The organism is Staphylococcus sp. FSL W8-0271 (genome assembly GCF_038006605.1).
GTDB lineage: Bacteria > Bacillota > Bacilli > Staphylococcales > Staphylococcaceae > Staphylococcus > Staphylococcus cohnii.
The window spans coordinates 830,558-856,193 of the sequence record NZ_JBBOVM010000001.1 but is presented as its reverse complement, the minus strand read 5'-3'; the positions used below and the strand labels follow the sequence as shown (position 1 = coordinate 856,193).

At 33.4% G+C, this 25,636-nt stretch carries 28 protein-coding genes; 2 read left to right on the top strand and 26 right to left on the bottom strand.

Annotated features, from left to right (window positions below):
• Positions 1–19: 19 nt before the first annotated feature.
• The 21 genes from atpA to fdaB form a co-directional block, all read right to left on the bottom strand.
• Positions 20–1,534, bottom strand: a complete 1,515-nt coding sequence (gene atpA / locus NST87_RS04145) for a F0F1 ATP synthase subunit alpha (RefSeq protein ID WP_019468300.1) — start codon at positions 1,532–1,534, stop codon at positions 20–22.
• Between the two features lie 20 nt (positions 1,535–1,554).
• A complete protein-coding gene (locus tag NST87_RS04140; protein WP_019468299.1) occupies positions 1,555–2,094 on the bottom strand; it encodes a F0F1 ATP synthase subunit delta in 540 nt (179 codons plus the stop codon).
• Complete coding sequence (locus NST87_RS04135) at positions 2,094–2,621, bottom strand: F0F1 ATP synthase subunit B (RefSeq protein WP_026034759.1); 528 nt, start codon at positions 2,619–2,621, stop codon at positions 2,094–2,096. The genes NST87_RS04140 and NST87_RS04135 overlap by 1 nt, the downstream gene beginning before the upstream one ends.
• Before the next feature lie 97 nt (positions 2,622–2,718).
• Positions 2,719–2,925, bottom strand: a complete 207-nt coding sequence (gene atpE, locus NST87_RS04130; protein ID WP_002482721.1) for a F0F1 ATP synthase subunit C — start codon at positions 2,923–2,925, stop codon at positions 2,719–2,721.
• Positions 2,926–2,963: 38 nt separating this feature from the next.
• Complete coding sequence (gene atpB, locus NST87_RS04125) at positions 2,964–3,686, bottom strand: F0F1 ATP synthase subunit A (protein WP_019468297.1); 723 nt, start codon at positions 3,684–3,686, stop codon at positions 2,964–2,966.
• 27 nt (positions 3,687–3,713) lie between these two features.
• The gene (locus NST87_RS04120) at positions 3,714–4,064 is read right to left on the bottom strand and encodes an ATP synthase subunit I (RefSeq protein ID WP_046467681.1); all 351 of its coding nucleotides are present in this window, start codon (positions 4,062–4,064) and stop codon (positions 3,714–3,716) included.
• Between the two features lie 154 nt (positions 4,065–4,218).
• Positions 4,219–5,349 (bottom strand): non-hydrolyzing UDP-N-acetylglucosamine 2-epimerase, encoded by a 1,131-nt coding sequence (gene wecB / locus NST87_RS04115; RefSeq protein ID WP_019468296.1) that lies wholly within the window; start codon positions 5,347–5,349, stop codon positions 4,219–4,221.
• A 22-nt stretch (positions 5,350–5,371) separates the two neighbouring features.
• Entirely contained in the window at positions 5,372–6,001 is a 630-nt protein-coding gene (upp, locus tag NST87_RS04110; protein ID WP_019468295.1) for a uracil phosphoribosyltransferase, read from the bottom strand.
• 16 nt (positions 6,002–6,017) lie between these two features.
• Positions 6,018–7,256 carry a serine hydroxymethyltransferase gene (glyA, locus tag NST87_RS04105; RefSeq protein ID WP_019468294.1) on the bottom strand — a complete coding sequence of 413 codons (1,239 nt, stop codon included), beginning with the start codon at positions 7,254–7,256 and terminating at the stop codon, positions 6,018–6,020.
• Positions 7,257–7,277: 21 nt separating this feature from the next.
• On the bottom strand, positions 7,278–7,802 hold the full coding sequence (locus tag NST87_RS04100; RefSeq protein ID WP_019468293.1) for a TIGR01440 family protein: 525 nt from the start codon (positions 7,800–7,802) through the stop codon (positions 7,278–7,280).
• Positions 7,803–7,945: 143 nt separating this feature from the next.
• Positions 7,946–8,368 (bottom strand): low molecular weight protein arginine phosphatase, encoded by a 423-nt coding sequence (locus NST87_RS04095; RefSeq protein WP_019468292.1) that lies wholly within the window; start codon positions 8,366–8,368, stop codon positions 7,946–7,948.
• Entirely contained in the window at positions 8,365–9,408 is a 1,044-nt protein-coding gene (locus NST87_RS04090; protein ID WP_340721343.1) for an L-threonylcarbamoyladenylate synthase, read from the bottom strand. Before NST87_RS04090 ends, NST87_RS04095 begins: the two co-directional genes overlap by 4 nt.
• 95 nt (positions 9,409–9,503) lie before the next feature.
• Positions 9,504–10,343: a peptide chain release factor N(5)-glutamine methyltransferase gene (gene prmC / locus NST87_RS04085; RefSeq protein ID WP_019468290.1), complete on the bottom strand. Its 840-nt coding sequence runs from the start codon at positions 10,341–10,343 to the stop codon at positions 9,504–9,506.
• Positions 10,327–11,403: a peptide chain release factor 1 gene (gene prfA, locus NST87_RS04080; protein WP_019468289.1), complete on the bottom strand. Its 1,077-nt coding sequence runs from the start codon at positions 11,401–11,403 to the stop codon at positions 10,327–10,329. Before prfA ends, prmC begins: the two co-directional genes overlap by 17 nt.
• The gene (locus NST87_RS04075; protein ID WP_019468288.1) at positions 11,403–12,002 is read right to left on the bottom strand and encodes a thymidine kinase; all 600 of its coding nucleotides are present in this window, start codon (positions 12,000–12,002) and stop codon (positions 11,403–11,405) included. Before NST87_RS04075 ends, prfA begins: the two co-directional genes overlap by 1 nt.
• Before the next feature lie 202 nt (positions 12,003–12,204).
• Positions 12,205–12,462, bottom strand: coding sequence for a type B 50S ribosomal protein L31 (locus NST87_RS04070; protein WP_019468287.1), 258 nt, complete (start codon positions 12,460–12,462; stop codon positions 12,205–12,207).
• A 132-nt stretch (positions 12,463–12,594) separates the two neighbouring features.
• Complete coding sequence (rho, locus tag NST87_RS04065; protein ID WP_019468286.1) at positions 12,595–13,911, bottom strand: transcription termination factor Rho; 1,317 nt, start codon at positions 13,909–13,911, stop codon at positions 12,595–12,597.
• Between the two features lie 560 nt (positions 13,912–14,471).
• Positions 14,472–15,902, bottom strand: a complete 1,431-nt coding sequence (locus tag NST87_RS04060) for an aldehyde dehydrogenase family protein (RefSeq protein ID WP_040030451.1) — start codon at positions 15,900–15,902, stop codon at positions 14,472–14,474.
• Between the two features lie 415 nt (positions 15,903–16,317).
• Complete coding sequence (locus tag NST87_RS04055; RefSeq protein WP_019468284.1) at positions 16,318–16,638, bottom strand: winged helix-turn-helix transcriptional regulator; 321 nt, start codon at positions 16,636–16,638, stop codon at positions 16,318–16,320.
• An 87-nt stretch (positions 16,639–16,725) separates the two neighbouring features.
• Positions 16,726–17,985: a UDP-N-acetylglucosamine 1-carboxyvinyltransferase gene (locus NST87_RS04050; protein ID WP_040030450.1), complete on the bottom strand. Its 1,260-nt coding sequence runs from the start codon at positions 17,983–17,985 to the stop codon at positions 16,726–16,728.
• Positions 17,986–18,346: 361 nt separating this feature from the next.
• Complete coding sequence (fdaB, locus tag NST87_RS04045) at positions 18,347–19,207, bottom strand: class IIb fructose-bisphosphate aldolase FdaB (protein ID WP_019468282.1); 861 nt, start codon at positions 19,205–19,207, stop codon at positions 18,347–18,349.
• Positions 19,208–19,427: 220 nt separating this feature from the next.
• On the opposite strand from fdaB, the gene NST87_RS04040 reads away from it, so the two are divergent.
• Positions 19,428–19,949 (top strand): DUF2529 family protein, encoded by a 522-nt coding sequence (locus NST87_RS04040; protein ID WP_019468281.1) that lies wholly within the window; start codon positions 19,428–19,430, stop codon positions 19,947–19,949.
• An 80-nt stretch (positions 19,950–20,029) separates the two neighbouring features.
• Here NST87_RS04040 and NST87_RS04035 read toward each other — a convergent pair whose 3' ends face one another.
• The 4 genes from NST87_RS04035 to NST87_RS04020 all read right to left on the bottom strand — a co-directional run bounded on the left by NST87_RS04035 (position 20,030) and on the right by NST87_RS04020 (position 23,936).
• Positions 20,030–21,640, bottom strand: a complete 1,611-nt coding sequence (locus tag NST87_RS04035) for a CTP synthase (protein WP_019468280.1) — start codon at positions 21,638–21,640, stop codon at positions 20,030–20,032.
• 325 nt (positions 21,641–21,965) lie between these two features.
• Positions 21,966–22,508 (bottom strand): DNA-directed RNA polymerase subunit delta, encoded by a 543-nt coding sequence (gene rpoE, locus NST87_RS04030; RefSeq protein ID WP_019468279.1) that lies wholly within the window; start codon positions 22,506–22,508, stop codon positions 21,966–21,968.
• Positions 22,509–22,623: 115 nt separating this feature from the next.
• Positions 22,624–23,484 carry a GNAT family N-acetyltransferase gene (locus NST87_RS04025; protein WP_019468278.1) on the bottom strand — a complete coding sequence of 287 codons (861 nt, stop codon included), beginning with the start codon at positions 23,482–23,484 and terminating at the stop codon, positions 22,624–22,626.
• An 86-nt stretch (positions 23,485–23,570) separates the two neighbouring features.
• On the bottom strand, positions 23,571–23,936 hold the full coding sequence (locus NST87_RS04020) for a VOC family protein (RefSeq protein WP_019468277.1): 366 nt from the start codon (positions 23,934–23,936) through the stop codon (positions 23,571–23,573).
• A gap of 91 nt (positions 23,937–24,027) precedes the next feature.
• On the opposite strand from NST87_RS04020, the gene coaW reads away from it, so the two are divergent.
• The gene (gene coaW, locus NST87_RS04015) at positions 24,028–24,828 is read left to right on the top strand and encodes a type II pantothenate kinase (RefSeq protein WP_019468276.1); all 801 of its coding nucleotides are present in this window, start codon (positions 24,028–24,030) and stop codon (positions 24,826–24,828) included.
• A gap of 139 nt (positions 24,829–24,967) precedes the next feature.
• Here the strand turns inward: coaW and NST87_RS04010 are convergent, their stop codons facing one another.
• Complete coding sequence (locus NST87_RS04010) at positions 24,968–25,633, bottom strand: DUF2750 domain-containing protein (RefSeq protein WP_019468275.1); 666 nt, start codon at positions 25,631–25,633, stop codon at positions 24,968–24,970.
• Positions 25,634–25,636 lie beyond the last annotated feature (3 nt).

The following is a 25,636-nucleotide window of genomic DNA, read 5'->3' as shown; positions in this document are numbered from 1 at the left end:
CTTTTATCTACATTAACTATTATGCTTCTTCTGATTTGCTAAAACTCTTCTTGAATTCAGTGATTGCTGATTCAAATGATTCATCGTTAGGTAAAGCACCCGTCGTTTTGATTTCATTTAATAAATCAGATGCATTCGATTTAGCCCATTGATTCAACTCGTCTTCAAAACGCGTAATATCAACTACTGGGATATCATCTAAATGTCCTTTTGTTAAAGCATAAATAATTAAAACTTGATTTTCTACAGGTAGTGGTTTGTTTTTATCTTGTTTTAATATTTCAACTGTACGTTTACCACGTTCTAATTTTTTAGCAGTAAATTCATCTAAATCAGACCCAAATTGCGCGAATGATTCTAATTCACGATATGAAGCTAAATCTAGACGTAAAGTTCCGGCAACTTTTTTCATAGCCTTAATTTGTGCAGAACCACCAACACGTGATACTGATTGTCCTGCATTAATCGCTGGTCTAACACCGGAGAAGAATAAGTCAGATTGCAAGAATATTTGTCCATCTGTAATAGAAATTACATTTGTAGGTACATAAGCAGCAATATCGCCTGCTTGTGTCTCAATAATAGGTAGCGCTGTGATTGAACCGCCACCTAAATCATCATTTAATTTAGCTGCTCTCTCTAATAATCTACTATGTAAGTAGAATACGTCACCAGGATAAGCTTCACGACCTGGAGGTCTACGTAATAATAGTGATAACTCACGATAAGCTGCAGCTTGTTTTGTTAAATCATCATAAACGATTAAAACATCTTTACCAGCAAACATGAATTCTTCAGCCATTGCTACACCAGAATATGGCGAGATATAAAGCATAGGTGCTGGATCTGCTGCTGAAGCTGAAACAACAATTGTATAGTCTAATGCACCTTCTTGACGTAATTTTTCAACATTTGCTCGAACTGTTGAATCTTTTTGTCCGATAGCAACGTATATACAAATTGTATCTTGATCTCTTTGGTTCAAAATTGTATCAATGGCAACCGTTGTTTTACCTGTTTGACGGTCACCGATAATTAATTCACGCTGCCCACGACCAATTGGTACAAGTGCGTCAATTGCTTTGATACCTGTTTGTAATGGTTCATCTACAGATTTACGATCCATTACACCAGTTGCCTTCTTCTCTACAGGACGTGTTTTTGTTGTATTGACTGGTCCTTGACCATCAATTGCTTGTCCTAATGGGTTAACGACACGACCAAGTAACTCCTCACCAACTGGAACCTCCATGATACGTCCAGTTCGTTTTACTTCGTCTCCCTCTTTTATATCCGTGTATGGGCCTAAAATTACTACACCGACATTGGATTCTTCTAAGTTTTGTGCTAAACCTAGAACGCCGTTATTAAATTCAATAAGCTCACCAGCCATAACGTCATTTAATCCGTGGATTAAAGCGATACCATCACCAATTTGCAGAACTGTACCTACATCAGTAACAGCCATTTCTGACTCATAATTTTCTATTTGTGAGCGAAGTAATGCACTGATTTCTTCAGCTTTAATGGCCATCTATGTCACTCCTTCGATTTTTATTTCACTCTAATAAATTGCTTTTCAAGTTTGGCAAGATCATTTTTAATACTTGCATCCATCACTTTCGTACCGACTTTAACTCGGATACCACCGATAAGATCGGGATTAATTTCATTTGTTATCATTAGTTTTGAAAGTTTTGTACGTGATTTTATAATTGAATCAATACTTGCGATTTCATCTTCAGATAGTTTATAAACAGATTCAATAACTGCAAAGTCTTGATTATGATATTCATTGTATAAGGTTTCAAAAGCTAAAAATATTTCATGTGTATATGTAAGGTGACGATTACTTGCAAGCACCATAAACATATTCTGTAAATATTGATTTGCGTGTCCAAAAATAATAGCAACAAAACGTTGACGTTGTGCTACATCTTTTTGTGGATCTGTGTCTAGTTCTTTTAATTTCACAACTTCAGGTTGTACTGCTTCGTCAATTGTTGAAAATTCTTCATACATTTGATCGAGTAACGCTTTTTCTTTAGCAGTATCAAATAACGCTTTTGCATATTTTTTTGCTACATTAGCCATTATTTATCGCCTGCCTCTTTAATGTACTTTTCAACTAATTCTTTTTGATCTTTTTCTGAAATTTCTTTTTGAAGTACTTTTGAAGCAATTAGTACTGAAAGTTCAGAAACCTGATTGTTAATATCCGCAAGTGCGCGTTCTTTTTCACTGTTAATTTCATTTTGTGCTGTTTCAATCATGCCATTAGCTCTAATGTTGGCTTCATGAATGATTTCTTCGTGCTGTTTACGGGCTTGTATTTTAGACTCTTCTAAAATTTTATGAACCTCTTCTTGTGTTTCTTTTAGTGTTTGTTTGTTTTGTGCTTCTAGTTTTTGAGCATTTAATTTAGCTTGTTCAGCATCATCGATATCTTTATTAATATCGCGTTCACGTTTGTCCATCACTTCTTTAAGTGGGCCCCAAGCAAACTTTTTCAAAAGTAAAAGTAATATGGCAAATGTAGCAATCGTAACAATGATTGTCCCCCATTGTACACCGCCGCCACTAGCCGCACCTAGAACGAACATATTAGTCGTAGCAGTCACTTTCATAGACACTCCTTTCATCCAGTATAATCATAAGGTATTTTGATAAAAACGAACGGCGAGAGCCCAGAAGACTTCGCCATAAAGACTAGTTTACTTATAGTGACATGAAAGCGATAACGACACCTATAATTGGTAGCGCCTCAACTAAACCGATACCGATGAACATAATACCCATTAATTGACCACGTGCTTCTGGTTGACGAGCGACACCTTCTACTGTTCTTGAAACGATAAGACCATTACCAATACCTGCACCAAGTGCTGATAAGCCGATTGCGATTGCTGCTGCGATTAAATTCATTTAAAAATCCTCCTAATTTGTTCTTTTTATTTTTTAATTTAATGACTCTTTTGTACTTTGTGTGACATATATACCATCGAAAGCATTACAAATATATATGCCTGAATCGTACCGATAAAAATTGAGAACCCTTGCCATACGATTAGGCCAGGTAATCCAATTAGCCAACCCCATGCTGGGAAGTCGAATACTAAACCTGCTAATAATCCTAGCAATAATTCACCTGCAAAAATATTTCCGTAAAGTCGTAATCCTAGCGTCAATGTTGAAGTAAATTCTTCAAACACATTGATAGGCAATAGGAATATTGGCTTTGTATAATTTTGAAAATATCCTTTAGTTCCAACCATTTTAACTCCATAATAATGTGTTAATAGTATTATCAGAGTTGATAATGTTAGTGTCACAGTTGGATCGGCTGTGGGAGATTTCCACCACAGGGTGTGTCCCGAAATTAATTGGAACGGTAATCCGAGCATATTACTAACAAATATGAAAAAGATTAATGTAACGGCTAAGAAATGGAACTGACCGCCTTTTGACCAAGCCATGTTACTTTCAATAATCCCTCTTACGAAATCAAAAACCCACTCGATAAAGTTTTGTTTGCCTGTTGGACGCTTCTTGAGGTTACGTGTACAAATAATAGCTATTACAAAAACAATAAACGCCGTAATCAACATCATCATAATCGATGATAGATTAAACACGATGTCTAGACCGAACACATTCCAACTGACTAGAGGGTCTTTATGATCCATGCTTTCTCACCTCTTTCATTATAAATTTTATTTCTTGTGTAAAAATGGTTTGAAAACAATTAAAACATAAGAAATCATTAAACCAACAACTACTCCAAAAATGTTTATATAGTCCTTATAAAAATACCATATCGTACAAGCTAATATCACTATCAAATATCGCCAAATGTTGCCCGTTGAAATATGTATGTTATCCTTTTCTTTTGCTTTCGCCAAATAATATTCAAAAGTAAAAGTATTGATTAGCGATCCGATCATACCAATTATAAGACCTAATATAAATGCAGAGTATGTGAAAATAAACACAATTACAAGTACAATAATACAATATAAATAGTATTGTATGTACTGACTAAAAATGATGTTGAAACGTTTCATTACAGTGCCTCGCTTCACCTTATCTTTCACATATGAAAACCATTCCAATCATACAATTTTAATAATAATATAGGATACTTTACGTGTCAATTCTATTCAAATTGTAATTCAATTTTTTACAAGAATGTCACAAAAATGACACATAAATACATAATTATTTGAAAGAAGAAGGTTTTTTTTCAATTAAACCAAAGAAATATTTAATATTTTGACAAATTCTATATGATGCATTGCCATCTCCATATGGATTTTTAGCTGTGCTCATTGTCTCATATAAATTTTTGTTGTCTAATAGTTCTTTTGTTGCTGTAAAAATGTTTTTTGCATTTGTACCTACAATTTTTAATGTACCCGCTGCCACACCTTCTGGTCTCTCTGTCACATCCCTTAATACGAGTACTGGTTTGCCTAATGAAGGCGCTTCTTCTTGTACTCCACCAGAATCAGTTAAAATTAAGTAAGACTGGTGTGCAAAATTATGAAAATCAACAACCTCTAATGGTTCGACAAGTTCGATTCTTGTATGGTTTGACAAATAATAATCTGCAATTTCTCGTACTTTAGGGTTTTTATGTATTGGATATACGACAACAACATCCTCGTATGCTTCGACAATATCACGTACTGCCTTGAAAATATGTGTCATAGGTTCTCCAATATTTTCTCGTCTATGCGCAGTTAAGAGAATAATACGTTTATTTTTATGCTTAGCTATGATTTCTGATTCATAACCATTATGAATTGTCGTTTTCATAGCATCAATCGCAGTATTGCCTGTCACTACGATTGTGTCTTCTGGTTTGTTTTCAGCGATCAAATTGTTTGCAGCATTATTGGTAGGAGCAAAGTTTAAATCAGACATTACTCCTACCATTTGTCTATTCATTTCTTCAGGAAATGGAGCGTATTTATTCCAAGTTCGTAAACCAGCTTCGACATGTCCGATTGGGACTTGATTATATAATGCTGCTAAGCTTCCAGCGAATGTACTCATAGTATCTCCGTGAACAAGTATCATATCTGGTTGCGCTTCTTTTATCACATCCTCTAATCGAATGAGTATGCGAGAAGTTATATCAGACAATGATTGACTCTGTTTCATAATATTCAAATCATAATCAGGTGTTATGTCAAAGCTTTTCAAGACAGAATCTAACATTTCTCTGTGTTGTGCAGTCACTACAACGATTGGTTGTAATTCAGAATCTTTCTCCAACTCTAAAACGAGTGGTGCCATCTTTATCGCTTCAGGACGTGTCCCAAAAACAGTCATAACTTTTTTCATATTACTCCACTCCTGGGTTAAACTATTTTGTACCGAATAAACGGTCACCAGCGTCACCTAAACCAGGTGTAATATAAGCATGGTCATCTAATTTCTCATCTAATGCTGCGATATATATATCAACATCTTCATGTGCTTCTTGTAATTTTTCTACACCTTCTGGAGCCGCAATCAGACACATAAATCTGATGTGTTTAGCACCGCGTTTTTTAAGTGAATTAATCGCTTCAATTGCAGAAGCACCAGTCGCTAGCATTGGATCAACTACTACAATTTCTCTTTCTTCAATGTCTTGTGGTAGTTTTACAAAATATTCAACCGCTTCTAATGTTTCGGGATCTCTGTATAGTCCAACATGACCTATTCTTGCTGCCGGCACTAAATTTAAGATACCTTGTGTCATACCAAGTCCCGCTCTTAAAATGGGAATAAATGCTAGTTTTTTACCTGTTAGTCTTTTAGCAATCATCTTAGTGACTGGTGTTTCAATTTCTACATCTTGTAACTCTAGATTTCTAGTTACTTCGTATGCCATTAACATACCAACTTCATCTACGAGTTCTCTAAATTCTTTTGTACCTGTATGTACATCTCTAATGTAACTTAATTTGTGTTGAATAAGTGGGTGATCAAAAACATGTACGTTGCCCATAATTACTTCCTCCAATTTAATTATATAAAGGATGTTTCGTAGTTAATGCTTTAACTCTTTCTTGTCCTTCTTTTAATGTTGTTTCATTTTCAGGGTCTTTTAACACTAGGCTAATAATTTTGGCTACTTCTTCAAATGCTGCTTCATCAAAACCACGTGTTGTAGCTGCTGGCGTACCAAGTCTTAAGCCACTTGTTACAAAAGGTTTTTCTTGATCAAATGGAATTGTATTTTTATTACAAGTAATACCTATTGAGTCCAAAGCTTCTTCTGCTACTTTACCAGTAATATTGACTGATCCTTTTACATCTACGCATACTAAATGATTATCAGTACCGCCAGATACTACTCTAAACCCTTCTTTATTTAATGTATCCGCTAAAGCTTTTGCATTTTTTATAACTTGTTGTTGATATGTTTTGAAATCATCTTGAAGCGCTTCACCAAACGCTACAGCTTTAGCAGCAATAACATGTTCTAAAGGGCCACCTTGAATGCCTGGGAAGATTGTTTTATCAATTTGCTTTTTGTATTCCTCTTTACACAAAATCATACCACCACGAGGACCGCGTAATGTTTTATGTGTTGTCGTAGTTACAAAATCAGCGTATTCTACTGGACTTGGGTGTAGACCCGCAGCTACTAATCCGGCGATATGCGCCATATCTACCATCAATTTAGCACCAACTTCATCAGCAATTTCTCTAAAACGTTTGAAGTCTATTGTTTTTGAGTATGCAGATGCACCAGCAACAATTAATTTAGGTTGATGCGCTTTTGCTACTTTTAAAACTTCGTCATAGTCTATTTGTTCACTCTCTTTGTCGACACCATATTCGACAAAGTTATAAAATTGACCACTAAAGTTTACTGGTGCACCATGAGTTAAGTGTCCACCATGACTTAAATTCATACCTAATACAGTATCTCCGTGTTCTAATGCAACGAGATAAACAGCCATATTTGCTTGTGAACCAGAATGTGGTTGAACATTAACATGTTCTGCACCAAACAATTGCTTTGCTCTTTCAATAGCTAATGTTTCAGATACATCTACGTATTCACAACCACCGTAGTATCTTCTGTTCGGATAACCTTCAGCATACTTGTTAGTTAATACGGAACCTTGAGCTTCCATAACTGCTTCCGACACAAAGTTTTCTGATGCGATTAACTCTATATTGTTATTTTGACGGTTGAACTCGTTTTGAATCACTTCATAAATTTCTTTATCTTGATCTTTAATAAATGACATTAGTAAACCCTCGTTTCTGTATTAGTTATATTTTGCTCTTTCGCCACCAATTTTCTTAGGTCTTGAAGAAGCGATTGTAACAATTGCTTCGCCAATTTGCTTCACACTTGTACGCTCGGGTATTGCTACATGCTTAATATGCATACCGATTAAAGTTTGGCCAATATCTATCCCTTTTGGAACGTTAATTGTTTCAACGACTATAGGGTCAGCCATATGTTGATATGCATATGTAGCTAAACTACCTCCAGCATGGACATCTGGTACAACGGTTACTTCTTCCATCGTTAAGGGATCGAAATTTGCTTTTTCAATAGTGATTGCTCTATTGATATGTTCGCAGCCTTGAAATACAAAAGAAACGCCTGTTTCCGTTTCAATCTCTTTTAATGCTTCAAATATGTCTTTTGCTACTTCCATAGATCCAACACTACCTATGCGTTCGCCAATCACTTCTGAAGTAGAACAACCTATAATGCAAAGCTCGTCGTCTTTAAAGAAAGATTTAGTTTTTAGTTCATCTAATAACGCTTTTAAATCCTCCATGTTCAGCACCCCTTATTTATTTTGATAAAAAGTAAGCCAAAATACATAAGTCCATTCAGACAAATTTAATTGCTAGCACATTTGCTACACGTTATTATTATAACGTATTTAATGAGTTACTCATACTAATTTCACATATTTATTTACTCTAATATTTTATTTTTTAATTTTTCAATCAATGAATTTAATTCATTATAAATTTCAAGATAATCTGATTTAGTTCCTCCAAATGGGTCAGCTACGTCTTCACCATGCAATACATACTCACTTAAAGTAAATATATGTGTGCCTCTACCATACATTTGTTTAATTACTTCTTTATGGCTTGTTGACATTGTCAAAATAAGGTCTGCATTCATATCAATTTCAGTGAAGTTTTGAGCATTTTCTGGTAATGGTAATTGTTTTTCTTTTACGATAGCGCGTGTGTATTCTGATGTAGGTGTACCATCTATTGCAAACAAACCACGTGATGCAACTTCAATATCTGGCATTTTAGCTTTTGCAATACTTTCTGCCATCGGACTTCTGCAAGTATTTCCAGTACATACAAAAACGATTTTCATAAAGTTTCTCCTTTTACAATGGTATAATTTGCCGCCTTTTGCATACGATTCATGATAGCAACTGCATCATCACGATTTTCAAATCCAAATATATAAGCCTCTTTAATATTTTCATTTTGGTCTATGTCGTGCAATATTTGATACAAATTATGATTTGCACCTTTAATATCTCTTTCATTTTCACACAATGGAATAAAAGTTGCATTTTCAGGAATATATTTAAGCTTATCTTTTGGAAATATAAAAGCGACATTACGCCAATCTTTACTAGAGGATAGTTGTTGATGAACCGCGTATACAATTGTTATTGGGGTATCTGGTGCATAATGTTTATATTTCATTCCTGGGGCTATGGGATTTTCTTGATTCAAGTTCTCTTTTGTTGAAATAGATCCAGGCAACACATTTTCAATCATAGATTTGGTAATAGACCCTGGACGAGCTATCCTAAATGGGTATTGTGTACAATCTAAAACTGTACTTTCTAAACCTTCTTCACTTTGGTCACCATTGACAATACCATCAATTCTTTGATTTAAATCACGATATACGTGTTCAAAATTAGTTGGAGAAGGTCTACCACTTAAATTAGCACTGGGCGCAGCAATCGGTATATCTACAAATTCTAATATTTTCCTTCCAATAGGATGACTCGGCATCCTAACTGCTATGGATGAAAGTCCACCACTTACACTTTCACATAAATAACCTTTTTTCAGTGGTAAAATAAATGAAATTGGCCCAGGCCAAAATTGATTCATTAGCATCCTAACTTCTTGTGTAATATGCTCTGTGAATGCATCTAATTGTTTAACATGATGTATATGAACGATTAGAGGATTATCTGAAGGTCTACCTTTTGCTGCATAAATATTTTTTATAGTCTGTTCGTTTCTTGCATCACCACCTAAACCATATACAGTTTCAGTTGGTATTGCGATGAGTCCACCAGCTTCAAAAACATTTTTTATTTCATTATAAGTATCTATATTAACGTCATCTGTCAGATGATTTCTCAGACCCCATATTTTTGTTTCCATCTATACACGCCCTTTCATCTTAATTTCAATTTTAAAACAAAATAAGAAGTTATGCACCTTCATGACTTATCATGTTCAGCACACAACTTCTTAAATTACCATTTGAAAGAAATAATTCTATCATTATTGTTAATATCTTTTATTATTTGAACACAAACAGCAGGATATTTTTCTTCAATTTTTTTCTTTAAAGTAAGGCCTTGTTTATAACCAATTTCAAACACAACTATTGCATTGGGTAACAATACATCTGGTAATTGTTCTAAAATCTTATCATAAACCTGAAAGCCATTATTTTCAGCAAATAAAGCACTGGTAGGTTCATATCGCAATACTGTGTCTTCCATTAAAGTTTTTTCGCTATCAGCTATATATGGTGGATTTGAAATTAAGCCATTCACTTTAATATTTTTCTCTATTAAAGGATTTAAGGCGTCGCCTTGTAAAAATGTAATGTCTACATCATGATACTGAGCATTATCTTTGGCCACCGATAAAGCTGCATCATATAAATCTGTAGCTAAAACGTCCAAATATTGATTCATTTTTTTTAGTAAAATAGGTATGTTGCCACTACCTGTACCTATATCTACAACTTTATCCCCAGACTTCACCAAATTATAAAAATGTAGTAATACTTCTTCTGTTTCAGGTCTCGGAATTAAACAGTGTTCATTCACTTTAAATATTTCACCATAAAAAGATTGTGTGCCTACAATATACTGAATAGGTTCACCTTGTAACATCCTTGCTTCTGCACTATCAAACAACACGTTGTGTGCTTCTGTCATAATTTCGTCAGCGTGCAACAAATAATCTGTTTTTTGCCATTGAAATAAATCAAGCATTAACCATTCAGCTCTTGTTGCTTCAATATTTTTTGCTTCACATTTGCTTTGCGCAATCTTCAATCTTTCTCTATAATTCACCGTCATTCAGTTCTTTCAATTTATCTGTTTGTTCAGCTAAAGTTAGTGCATCAATAATCTCATCTAACTTGCCTTCCATAACTTGTTCTAATTTTTGCAATGTCAATCCAATACGATGATCCGTTACACGACTTTGTGGGTAATTGTATGTTCTAATTCTCTCTGAACGATCACCTGAACCGACAGCTGATTTACGTTGTGCTGCATACTTTTGTTGTTCTTCTTGTAATTTCATATCAAACAAACGTGCCTTTAACACTTTCATTGCTTTTTCACGGTTTTGAATTTGAGATTTTTCTGATGAAGTAGCAATGACACCCGTTGGCAAGTGTGTGATTCGAACGGCAGAATCTGTAGTATTTACGTGTTGTCCACCTGCACCACTAGAACGATAGGTATCTATTTTAATATCTTCATTACGAATTTCTATCTCAACATCTTCAACTTCTGGTAATACGGCAACTGTAGCTGTAGATGTGTGAATACGCCCACCTGACTCTGTTGCTGGTACACGTTGTACACGATGTGCGCCATTTTCGTATTTCAATTTACTATAAGCACCTGTGCCTGAAACAGAGAAACTAATCTCTTTGTAACCACCATGGTCACTTTCAGTAGCTTCGACTATATCTGTCTTATAACTATGTGCTTCAGCGTATCTAGAATACATTCTAAATAAATCCCCAGCAAATATTGCAGCCTCATCTCCACCAGCTGCTGCACGAATTTCAACAATTACATCTTTTTCATCATTGGGATCTTTTGGAATTAACAAGAATTTTAATTCTTCTTCTAATTCTGGAATTTTTTGGCTCAATTCTTGTTTTTCATCTTTGAGCATTTCAACTTCTTCTTCATCTTTTGTTTCCTGTAACATTTCATCTATTTCAGTTACATCTTCTTTAACTTGTTTATATTCGCGATACACTTCAACTGTTTTTTGCAAATCAGCCTGTTCTTTTGAATATTTTCGTAAATTATCTGGATTATTTACGACTTCAGGATCACTTAACATTTCGTTTAATTGTTCGTATCTTTCTTCTACAATGTCTAATTGATCAAACACTACATTTCCTCCTTCTCATGATTACTTGGTGCAACGATATGATGTGCCCTACATCTAGGTTCATAGCTTTCGTTTGCGCCGACGAGAATCACAGGGTCATCAATTTTTGCTGGATTGCCATCAATTAACCGTTGTGTACGGCTGGATGACGAACCACATACTGCACAAACAGCTTGTAGTTTAGTCACTTCTTCACTTACTGCTAATAAATGAGGTATCGGTTCAAATGGTTCACCTCTGAAATCCATATCTAAACCTGCAGTAATCACTCTATGTCCTTTTTCAGCTAATTCTTCTACAATATGAACAATGTTGTTTTCAAAAAATTGAACTTCATCGATTGCTATAATATCAAATTTTGATAAATCGTGTTTATAAATCTCAGCTGCTGTTGAGATATTAATTGCCTCAATTGCATTGCCATTATGCGAAACAATCTTATCTTTATGATAGCGGTCATCTATTGCTGGTTTAAATACAACCACCTTTTGTTTAGCATATAGTCCACGTCTTAAGCGACGAATTAATTCTTCAGATTTACCACTAAACATGCTTCCAGTTATACATTCTATCCAGCCGGAATGATAAGTTTCATTCATTATGCGTTCCACCCTTTTTCAAAACATAATCGGTTTATTATATCATATTTTCTATCTTAAAATATCAATTTCTCTTAAGTTATTTGTAATTTTATATGTAATTAATGTACTAAAACATTTGTACTCTTCTGTTTACACCTATCCATCATCCATGTTAAATAAAAAAGCATTCTCATAAAATGAGAATGCCTTATTACAACAATTATTCGTTGCTTGATTTGAATCCGAATTTCTTGTTGAAACGTTCCACACGACCATCCGCAGCAGCGAATTTTTGACGTCCTGTGTAAAATGGATGTGAATCAGAAGAAATATCTAAACGAATAACTGGGTATTCATTTCCATCTTCCCATTCCATCGTTTCTGATGAAGATTTTGTTGAACCACTTAAGAATTTAAAGTCTGTTGTTGTATCTAAAAAGATAACTTTGTGGTATTCAGGATGAATATTTTGTTTCATTTTTTTCAGCTCCTTTGCCCTGAACCATCTGGAACAGAGTTGTTTGTGAGTTTTTTTACCCAATACTTGATAATTATAATTGTTATAAAACTAAAACGCAACCCTAAATCGCATTTTAAATGATAAGCCGCTTTAAATAATTGGCTTTCCAGTTTTAGTACTCTCCTTGGCAGCTTCCTGTAATTGTTCAAAGAATTCTTGATTCGTTTTTGTTCGTTTTAATTTTCTTACAAATCTTTCTGTAAAATCAAGTGAATCTGTAAACATGTTACGTAGTTGCCAAAGTGATTCTAAATCTTTTGGTGGTATTAGCAATTCCTCTTTACGTGTAGAACTCCGACCGATATCAATAGCTGGAAAGACGCGACGTTCAGCTAGCTTGCGATCAAGATGTAATTCCATATTTCCTGTTCCTTTAAATTCTTCATATATCATGTCATCCATACGTGAACCAGTATCAACTAACGCAGTAGCTAATATCGTCATACTACCACCAGCTTCAATATTTCTTGCTGCACCAAAGAACGCCTTAGGTTTGTGTAATGATGCTGGATCTAAACCACCTGAAAGTGTACGTCCACTTGGTGGGATAACCAAGTTATATGCACGTGCAAGTCTTGTAATGGAATCCATTAAAATAATGACATCTTTACCTATTTCTACTAAACGCTTTGCACGTTCTAATAGTAATTCTGCCACTTTGACATGATGCTGCGGAGGTTCATCAAATGTTGAGTGAACAACTTCTGCTGATTCAACAGAACGCTCTATATCAGTAACCTCTTCTGGTCTTTCACCGACAAGTAGCACAAATAATTCTGCATCAGGTTTATTGATTGCGATGGCATTTGCAATTTCTTTCAATAATGATGTTTTCCCAGCTTTAGGTGGGGCAACAATCAAACCACGTTGTCCTAAACCGATTGGAGTAATTAAATCCATAATACGCGTAGAATAATTTTCTTTCGTTGTTTCTAACTTGATGCGTTCTTCTGGGTATAATGGTGTCAATGCTTGGAAATGTGGTCTTTTCTTAACTTCTTCTGCATTCTCATCATTGACAAAATCTACTTGTAGCAAACCATAATACTTTTCATTATCCTTTGGTTTTCTTACTTTACCAGTTACTTTATCACCTCGTTTAATTTCAAAACGACGTATTTGACTAGCAGATATATAAATATCTTTTTCACCTTTTGAATAATTGACAGTTCTTAAGAAGCCGTAACCATCTTGTTGGATATCATCTAAGATGCCTTCCATATAATAGTTTCCATCTTTTTCCATCTGCGCTTCCATAATTGCAAGAACTAACTCTTTTTTATTTAATTTACTATAGTTTGTTAATTTCAGTGATTTTGCTTTTTGAGTGAGATCTTTAGTAGTGTAATTTTTATATAACTCATGGAACGATTCGTACTGAGGTGATGTTCGTACTTTTTCAGGCATTATCTTGCACCCATTTCATAAATAAGTTTTAAATAACATAATGAACTACGCTATTTACCTTTATAACTATAGCAAATATTTTATTTAATTACAAAATGTATTTCAATAATTGAAATTTATAAATACTGCTTTAAAGCTAATTAGTTAATAAAACAGTATGTTAAATTGTAAAACTTTACTTTATAATTCAAATTTACTAAATATAATAAGCGCTAAGATATAAATAGCTTTATTTCAAGCATAATTATCGATGGCTACTAAAAAATATATAAGTCGTAATTTACATATCGCGATTTAATGATATTAGGAATTAAAATTTCACTGAATAAAATAAGTTAAGCTTTAGTATATAGCGATTTTAAAACGTGCTGACACCCGGAGAAATGATATGAATGAGAGACTACAGGCTCGAATCATATCCCCAGGCAAGCATGCACGATTGAAATCGCAAGATTTTAAAAATGACTAATCCATAGGGCTACGGATTAGTCATTTTTGAGCGTGAGATTTTTGTCTCAGTTTGTTTTTATTACAACATCACACTTAGTTTTTATAATAAATTATGAATTATAATATCCTGCAATAGATTTAACTTCTAAGAATTCTTCTATACCATAATCTCCCCATTCACGTCCTAAACCTGATTGCTTGTAACCACCGAATGGTAAATCTGGTTTACGTCCAGCTTCATTAATTTCAACTGTACCAGCCTCAATTGAACGCGCTACTTTGTGAAGTTTTTCTTTATCTTGTCCATATACATAACCAGCTAAGCCATATTTCGTATCATTTGCAATTTCAATAGCTTCGTCTAAATCATTATACGTAATTACAGACATTACAGGGCCGAAAATTTCTTCTTGTGCAATTGTCATATCATTTTCAACATTATTAAAAATAGTTGGTCTTGCAAAATAACCTTTTTCTAAGTTTTCAGGTTTTCCAGGACCACCATATAATAATTCGGCACCTTCTTCTACACCTTTATCAATATATGATTGAACCTGATCAAATTGTTTTTTGCTAATAATTGGTCCTACTTGTGTACCTTCTTCACGAGGATCGCCAACTTTAACTTGGCTAAATTTTTCTTTAACAGCTGTTAAGAATTCTTCTTTTATACTTGCTGGTACTAAAGTTCTTGTTCCTGCAGTACAAACTTGCCCTGTGTTATTAACGACTTTGCCAGTAGCTGCACTTGCAGCGCCATCGATATCAGCATCATTTAAAATGATATATGGAGATTTACCTCCTAATTCTAGTGATACTTTTTTGAAATCTTCAGCTGCTTTTTTCATAATACTCGCACCAGTTGGACCAGAACCAGTAAAGGACATCATTCTTACTTTTGGATGTTCGCTAAGCGGATTTCCCACACCTTGTCCGTCGCCATTTACTAAGTTGAACACACCTTTAGGTACGCCAACTTTATCAAATATTTCTGCTAAAATAATTGCTGCAAATGGTGTTTCTTCTGATGGTTTTAACACGACCGGACTTCCTGCCGCAAAAGCTGCAGCTAATTTTAATGAAGTTTGGTTAGTTGGAAAATTCCATGGTGTAATTAATCCTGCAACACCAATCGCTTCTTTGACGACTAAATCGTCACCGCGTCTTTCTTCAAATTCAAAATTATCTAATGCGTCTCGTGCTGCTTCAAAATGATCTAATCCCATTTGGTAATGGACATTTTCAGATACTTTTAAAGGAGCTCCTAATTCGTCGGTTATTGCGTCAACGATATCATCTTTTCTATTTTTATATTCTTGAACGATTTTATCTAAGAGTTCTTTTCTTTCTTCTACAGAACTGTGTCTAAATTCTAAATATACTTTATCTGCCGCTTCTACCGCTTTATCAACATCTTCTTTATTACCTTTGGCAATTTTACCTGCTACTTCTTCAGTTGCTGGGTTGATAACATCAAGTGTTTCTCCGCTTGAACTTTCTACCCATTGTCCGTTGATATATTGTTTAGTGAAGTTTCTCATCTATTATTCACTCCTTAAATTTGTATTCATATTTTCATTCTAACCTAGATTTTTAATTTTAAAACATATCTGCTCATATCAAATCTTTTCAAACGTTGTTATTACAGGCTTTTGCGCATAATAATTGCACATTATTCTAATAACATTAACTGATGCTATAACGACATGAAATAACACTTATAGCTTAAAAATTTCACTTATCATCTTATTAATTATTAAGCATAATACGATATGTCAATCACCTAAGTCATTTTTAATTATTGCAAAAAGATGACTCAACAATAAATAAAAAAGCTATAAAGAAATCTTTAATTAAAGATTTCTTTATAGCTAACCTAAGTATGTTAAAAATAACCTCAACGCAACATTTATCTACCAATATTACGTAGAATATCAAATTAGATAGCTAAAATCTTTAGCCTTCTAATTCGATATATTCTTGAGCCCATTTTTCCATAGGAACCAATGCCGTTGCCAAGGCATCACCTTTATCTGTAAGTTGGTATAAAATGTTCATCGGACTAGTAGAAATAATCTTTTTCTCTACAAGCCCCCATTCATTTAGGTCTGTTAATTTTATGCTAAGTGCACGAGGCGTAATTGTTTTCAAATCACGCTTCATATCAGAAAAATGAGCAGATTTTTCTGTGCATCTAGACAAGTAATTAATGATAAGACCATTCCAACTTCTGCCTACTATTTTAAAGGTCTCTTCTAGATAAGGGCAAACCTCCATGGTCATCACCTCATATCAATTATATTTCCCACTGCATAAACTATAATTATGTTTTATTCATTCAGTATAATTATTATACCACATGTTTTATATTTTTTCAGTCCAAATGTCTGCACCAAGTGATTTTAGTGTTTTAACAATGTTAGTATAACCACGATAAATATGCTTTACATTGTAGATTGTAGTAACACCTTCAGCCAATAAACCAGCTACAATAAGACAAGCACCTGCACGTAAGTCACTCGCATATACTTCTGCACCAGTTAATTTGGATGGCTTGATAGTAGCAGTACCATTATCTGATGTAATATTAGCACCCATTTTTTTAAGTTCTTCTACGTGCTTGAATCTAGCAGGATAAATTGTTTCAGTCACAAAAGACACGCCATCAGCCATAAATAATAACGGCGTAATAGGTTGTTGTAAATCTGTGGCGAAACCAGGATATACTAATGTTTTGATGTCTACACTAGCATATGGTGCACTCCTCTTAATTGTTGCACTATCATCACTAACATTGATATCTACACCAAGCTCTTTCAACTTAACAGTTAATGGCTCAACATGAGTAGGAATAATATTATTAATCACAATATCTTCACCACAAGCTGCTGCAATACACATATATGTTCCTGCTTCAATTCTATCTGGAATCACCTGGTGATGTGATCCATGAAGATGCTCAACACCTTTTATTTTAATAGTACTCGTACCAGCACCTTTAATATTAGCTCCTAAACTTGTTAAAAAGTTTGCTACATCAACAACTTCAGGTTCTTTCGCTGCGTTTTCAATTACAGTTTGCCCTTCAGCTCGAACTGCTGCCAACATAATATTAATCGTAGCACCTACACTAACAATATCTAAAAATATATTAGCTCCTATTAAACGATCAGCTTCAATTTTCATAGATGTTTCACTGGATTCATCAATATGCGCACCTAATGCTTTAAAACCTTTGATATGTTGATCAATCGGTCGTGGACCTAATGGACAACCGCCAGGTAAACCAATCACGCATTTTTTAAATCTACCTAACATTGCTCCCATCATATAGTATGATGCACGTAATGATTCTACTTTGTTATTAGGTAACGGCGCATTTTCAATTTCATTTGGATCAACTTCAAGAGTCATACCTTCTAAGTTTGCCTTAATGTTCAAATCACCTAATAAACTCACAAGCGTTTCAACATCTGAGATTTGTGGCAACCCTTCTATTGTAACTTTATCTTCCGCTAAAATTGTTGCTGGAATAATTGCTACAGCACTATTTTTTGCACCATGATTATTAACTTCACCTTTTAGTGTTTGACCGCCTCTAATTTTTATTACTTCTTGAGCCATTCGCTTGATCTCCTTTGCCTTTCAATCAGTATTTCAATTTAGTTACATTATTTGCATTATAAAGTAAAAAAATACAGTTTGCAAAACACACCAATGAAACAAAACCTTTTTAATTTTAAATTATGTATTGCTTCACTTTTATGTATACTATAATGATATATTTATTCCCGATTTAATAGGATTCAAATCCTATTTGTCTTATTTCTGTTTAAAAATTATATTAATTTTTTCAATTTACTTAATTTTAATGCTCATAGATTATAACATAAAAAAATAAGACTGCGACATTAAAAATTGTCGCAGCCTTATCAGTTTAATCATCAAGATTGTTTTAAAAAACTAACTTTTTATTATAAGCTGATTATTTAGCTCTATTTGATGTACCAAACTCTTTAATTTTACCAATTACCGTTGTTTTAATTGCTTCGCGTGCTGGTCCTAAATATTTACGAGGATCATACATTTCTTGATCCTTGTCTAAAGCTTCACGTACTGCTTTAGCAGAAGCAATTTGGTTTTCTGTATTAACATTGATTTTTGCAGTTCCAAATGGAATCGCTTTTTGAATGTCTTTAGTTGGGATACCAGTTCCACCATGTAATACTAATGGTAAACCTGTTGAAGCACCAATCTCTTCCATTTCTTTAAATCCTAATTTCGGTTCACCTTTATACGGTCCATGAACTGAACCTAATGCTGGTGCTAATGTATCAATACCTGTTTTTTCTACAAGCTCTTGACATTCTTTAGGATCTGCGTAAATAACACCTTCAGCAACAACATCGTCTTCTTGTCCACCAACTGTACCTAATTCAGCTTCTACTGATACACCATGTTCGTGAGCATATTCAACTACTTTTGATGTAATTGCTATGTTATCTTCAAATGATTCATGAGAAGCATCAATCATAACTGAAGTGAAACCAGCATCAATAGCTTCTTTACATTTATCAAAACTTGAACCATGATCTAAGTGGATTGCAACTGGAATCGTAATTTCTTTATCATGCATTAATCCTTCTACCATTTTAACTACTGTATAGAATCCACCCATATAACGTGCTGCACCTTCAGAAACTCCTAAAATAACTGGAGCATTTTCTTCTTGTGAAGCTTCCAATATCGCTTGTGTAAATTCTAAGTTATTTAAGTTGTATTGGCCAACTGCATAACCATTTTCTTTTGCATCGATTAACATTTCTTTCATTGAAACTAAAGGCATGAAAGTTCCTCCTTAGTGCATTAAGCACATATTTTTACAATTTAATTATATCAAAATCCCAAGCAATTTGCATTCTTCTGTTCAATTGTAAGCGTTTTTAATTTATTTTTTTAATTTATTACTTTTAAATCAGTCTTTAATTTTCATGTTTTTATATAAAATTGCAATATTTACTACCATTATTTACAATAAGTTGAGTGGATAGAACGGAGGTACATATATGTCTAAAATTTTGAACACACAATTAAATGGTGTTTTTAATCGAATAGAAGCACAAGCTTTAGATATTCAAATGGCAGCTCAATGCTTAATTCAAGCAATTGGCGGTGAAGGTAATGTATTTGTTAAAGGTTATGGAGATTTGAATTTTTTTGAAAGCTATATATTAAACAGTAATGAAAAATTAGAATCTAGTATAGCGCTACGCTCACTCAATACATTCGAAGATATTGATACAACAGATAGAGTGCTGCTCTTTTCTCCTTATTATACCGAGGAAGTAGAAAAAGACGTTAACGCATTAATTGCAAACGATGTAGATTTTGTCTTAATTTGTAATAAACCAAAGACAGAAACCTTTCAGGATCATTTATTTCATTTTGTTAATTTAAGTACGCCTAGACCTATTGTCTATACGGAAGATTACGATAAAATTGTTATACCACATCCTATTGCATTTAACTATATTTATTATGATATATATACACAAATGGTTGAAATGGTTAGAGATTTAAATCTTTAACATTTCATCAAATTTAATAGACAATCTTACTTAAAAAGGCTGAAACGTATGTTATCGTTTCAGCCTTTTTACAACCATATTTACTTAGTTTGTTGGTGTTTTAATGACGCTTCTATAAACGCTTTAAATATAGGTTGCGGTCTATTAGGTCTAGATAGGAATTCTGGATGGAATTGACATGCGACAAAGAAATCATTTTCAGGAATTTCTACCATTTCGATTAGTCTACCATCTGGACTAGTTCCAGAGAATATCATGCCTTTTTCTTCTAATTGGTCTCTATATTCATTATTGAACTCATAACGGTGACGATGTCTTTCTTCTATATCTACTTCGCCATAAATTTTATGCGCTAAAGTTCCTTCTTTAATATGGCATGGATATAAACCTAGTCTTAACGTACCACCTAAATCTTCAATGTCTTTTTGTTCAGGCAATAGGTCAATAATCGGATGTGGTGTTGAAGGATTTAATTCTGCAGAGTGTGCATTTTCAAAGCCAAGTACATTTCTAGCAAACTCTACTGTAGCAAGTTGCATACCTAAGCAGATGCCGAAATATGGTACATTATTTTCTCTCGCGTATTTGATAGCGGAAATTTTTCCTTCACTTGCTCTGAATCCAAATCCACCAGGAACTAAAATGCCATCAACATCATTAAGTATATCGTGTACATTCTCATCAGTTACTTCACTAGAATCTATCCATTTAACTTCAATATCTTTTTTAAATGGATAACCTGCATGTTTTAATGATTCAACAACTGATAAATACGCATCTTGAAGACTGACATACTTACCAACTAAACCAATAGTTATTTTGCCATCTAAACTATTGACTGTGTCCAATAAATATTGCCATTCATCTAATTGAGTATCGTACTTAGCGTTAAGTTCTAAGCGTCTAATTACGATATCATCCATATCCTGTTTACTTAATTGTAAAGGAATTTCATAGAGTGAATCGGCATCGCGACATTCAATTACACTTTCTTTGTTAATATCACAGAACAAAGCAATTTTATCTTTTAAATCTTGCGTTAATTCATATTCTGTACGTACTACGATTAAGTCAGGTTGAATACCTAACCCACGTAATTCTTTAACACTATGTTGCGTTGGTTTTGTTTTCATTTCACCGGCAGCTTTTATAAATGGTAAAAGTGTACAATGTACATACATGACATTTTCACGCCCTAAATCACTACGAATTTGTCTAATCGCTTCAATAAATGGTAATGATTCAATATCACCAGTAGTACCACCAATTTCAGTAATAACTACATCAGCATTTGTACTTTCTCCCGCTAACAGTAAACGTTCTTTAATTTCATTTGTAATATGAGGGATTACTTGGACCGTACCACCAAGATAATCACCACGACGTTCTTTTTTCAAAACATGTGAATAGACTTTACCAGCTGTAACATTTGAATATTTATTTAAATTAATATCAATAAACCTTTCATAATGTCCTAAGTCTAGATCTGTTTCCGCACCATCATCAGTAACAAATACTTCACCATGTTGGTATGGACTCATTGTACCTGGATCAACATTTAAATATGGATCAAATTTTTGTATTGTAACTTTTAATCCTCTATCTTTTAATAAACGTCCTAAAGATGCTGCTGTGATACCTTTACCTAATGAAGATACAACTCCACCAGTTACAAAAATAAACTTTGTCATTTTCTGCCTCCTATTATTAAAACAGTCATTCTCACAATACCAACAAAAATTTATGGCATGTTTCATTAATCATTGAAATGGTTATAATTTATCTAAACGTCAAAGCTTTATAATTTTTAAATATCATTATATTCACTATAAATAACGTCATAAATTAAAATTTTATAAAATTTGTATAGTAATTCAAATAAAAAAATCGCTCCCTCTCACAGCATTTGCAAGGGGGAGCGTATAATATTTATACACGTCGTCCTAATTAAAGGAGCCCGAATAAAATTTTATCATTTTCGCAGAAAAAGTCAAATGAATATTGATAGATTATTGATTAATTTTCTTCGTCTTCTTCCTCTTCATCATATTCATCTTCGTCTTCTTCTAAATCTTCATCTTCGTCATCGTCTTCATCAATAACGATTTCATTTTCAGGAATCTCTTCGTCAACTTCTTCTTCATCAGGTTCTTCGATTGTCTCTTGGTCATCAGTGACTGCTGGGATGTCATCATCGTCGTCTGCCTCATCTTCACCAAGTAATTTTAATGTTTTATCTTCTTCATCGTCATCGTCTAAAATGTCGAATTTTTGGATAGTTGGTGCTATTTTTTCTTCAATATCGGCAACTGAATACCAATCACGTAAGCCCCATATGTTTTCTCCAACATTTAGGAAACGACCATCTGTGTTTAAGTCTGTATAGAATTGAACAATTCTATTTTCAATTTCGTGGTCTTCGTAATGACCTAAAGCTTTAAATTCGTCAATAATATCATATAAGTTCATTGTATCGCCTTTTTCAAGTAATAATGTGTAGGCCATATCAATAAATGATTTTTCGTCAACCATTTCTTTAGTGTAATCTTGAATTCTCATTATTTATTCTTCCTTTCAGAGGCATTTATGCATTTATCCAAATCAGTACTATTCATCTTAAGTAATAATAACAAAAGTAAATTATAAATGACAATCCCTGATTTCGCAAACACTATTAATAATTAATATATTTTTCAAAAACAGAAAAATCTTCTGCCTTTTCAATTTCAACAAAATTACTGTTTATACATAGTGGTTTTAATTCATTATTTTCCCCATAAAGTGTAATCGTTATTAGTTTTATACTTTCAAAATGTTTTCGAATATATGTAGGTAATTGTCTCAATGCACTTTCCGCTATACCGTTATGTCTCTCTGCTTTATCAACTTCAATTGAATTAATATTCATACGCTGTTCATGTTGCTCAATTGCTATAAAACCTACCTTATTATCGTCTTTCATCATATCAATAATATGCACATCATAAGGTGATGTATCTCCATTTGCTGTTAGCTTTAAAGAAGATACATGTTTAGAATCTAAATCTAAATAATATAGACGTTCTTTGCCAATCGGGCCTTCTTCTTTTGTGGCAGCATGCATAAAACCTGCACGTTCATATACATTCCATGCACCTTTATTTTCCGCATCTACAACTAAGTATAAATGATTAAAGTTTGGAAATAGCTTTTGAACATATTGTGGCAAATACATCATCATTTTTGTACCATACCCAAACCCTTGAAAATCTTCGTTTACAGATAAAGAACGAACATATATAACTTGTTTAGGTGTATCGTAGCCTTCATGTTGATAATATTGATGTAAGACAAAAAAACTTACTACTTCTCCTTCATCATTCAAAGCAATATTAGCTACACGGTCGTTATCCTTCAACGCATCACTAAGCACATCTTTTGGCAATGAAGAATATATCTGTTGGCGCTCACTTAATTTAAAATGACAAACAGCTGATTTATATTTTTCTTCAAAAACTTGTATTGTAATATTTTCAAACGTTTCTTTAATAAACATATTATATCCCCTATTGTGTTTAACTTTTATTAGTTATTAATACCACTTTTGCATTAATATAATCGAAATTTGAACATTTTATCTTATTAGTCTAAGAAACAATTCATGAGCCAATTGACTTCAAACTGATCTTTCACTTGTCCATGCATCGCATTAAAAAATGTTTTAGACAGAGGCATATGCGGTTCTCCTGCTTCACTTAATTTATCATACACTTGTTTTTGAGTAGCCAAATCATCGAAAGTTAAAATAATGTTCGTATTGTCATTGCTCCATTCACGTCCATATGTACTGGAAATATGTAATACAACTGTTTCATTAACATGAAGCTCCGCATGTAAAGTTTTCCCGTTTGTCTCATTTAATATTTTTTCATTACCACCAAACGCATTTTTATAATATGCAAGTGCCTGTTCTACATCATCTACTTTAATAAACGGACTTAAATTCATTAAAACCATCCCTTTCAAATTTTCTATAGTTGATTTTCCCTCATTTTATTATAATATAAGTTATAATGTAAATTTTTTAGGAGGTACACAAATGAAAATAGGCATTGATGCCGGCGGAACACTTATAAAAATTGTTCAGGAGGATAATGGCAATCGACAGTATACTACAAAATTAACTACTGAAATTAATGAAGTCATTGATTGGTTAGGGCAACAATCATGTGAAAGTATTAGCTTAACAGGTGGTCAAGCTGGAACAATTCAAAATAAGTTAAAATGTGAATCACGTATTTTTGTAGAGTTTGATGCTGCTGCAAAAGGTTTAGAACTCTTGTTAGAAGAACAAGGTCATCATTTAGATAATTACATTTTTACTAATGTTGGAACCGGAACATCACTGCATTATTCAAATGGCGAAAAGCAACAACGTGTTGGTGGTGTAGGAGCAGGTGGCGGTATGATACAAGGCCTTGGCTATTTATTAACTGGATTAAAAGACTACAAACAATTGACAGATACTGCCCAAAAAGGTGAGCGAGAATTTATTGATTTGAAAGTAAAACATATCTATAAAGATAGTGAACCTCCGATTTCAGGTGATTTAACTGCAGCTAATTTCGGTCATGTGTTGCATAATTTAGACAAAGATTTTTCAGATTCTGACAAATTAGCTTCATTGATTGGTGTCGTGGGGGAAGTCATTACTACGATGGCTATTACAGTAGCGAGAGAATACGGTACTGAAAACGTGGCTTATATTGGTTCATCTTTCCATAATAATCATTTACTTAAAGAAGTTGTTAAAGATTATACGATATTACGTGGTTTCAAGCCATTTTATATTGAACACGGTGCCTTTTCCGGCGCATTAGGTGCAATACATTTACAATAAAAATTACCATGACATAAGTATAAAGAATTAAAGTTTCTATACTTATGTCATGGTAAAAAAAAATGGAAACAGTTATTTCATTTGATGATGAATATTCCTTCAAAATAACTACTTCCATTAGTTCACATCTTCATTTACTTTAAAACGGTAATTGATCTATTACTTTTTGAGCTGAGACTACAGTACCTACAACACCTGATTTCAAATCGATCGCTACTGCTTTATCATCATCTCTTAAAATATCTAACCATTCTGCGAAGACTTCACCTTCTATTTCAATGATATCGCATTCTTCAAAGTCTTCATTTCTTACTTTTTCTGCTCTATTTCTAATACTCCACACCGGCATAATATGTGGCTTTTGATGTTCGTCATCACTAATCATGATAAATTGTTTTTCATTTTTATTAGTTAAACCGAACACAGCGTCTTCTTTCGCCACATCTATTATAAATTCTTTGAGACGAATTTCATCTAAATCTGACATTAATTCATTTGTAAAATCAATAATATTGACTAAATCACCATCTGTCTGAGATGACGCATTCATCAACACTTCTTCACCTTGTGCAAACATATCATCCATTTCATAAGTTACAAAACGATCAATATCGATTTTTTTAAGCTTATCATAATCGGTGTCATGTTTATTTAAGAAAGTTTCAGCTGTTTCTTTTTGAGTCCAAACACAAATGACGTCCTTCTCTAAAATTTCATGTCTAATTAATTGTTTTGACTTTGTTGCTATATAAAAATATTCATTGACTAGAATATCTTGAAAAAATGAACTTGCTTTATAAGACATAAT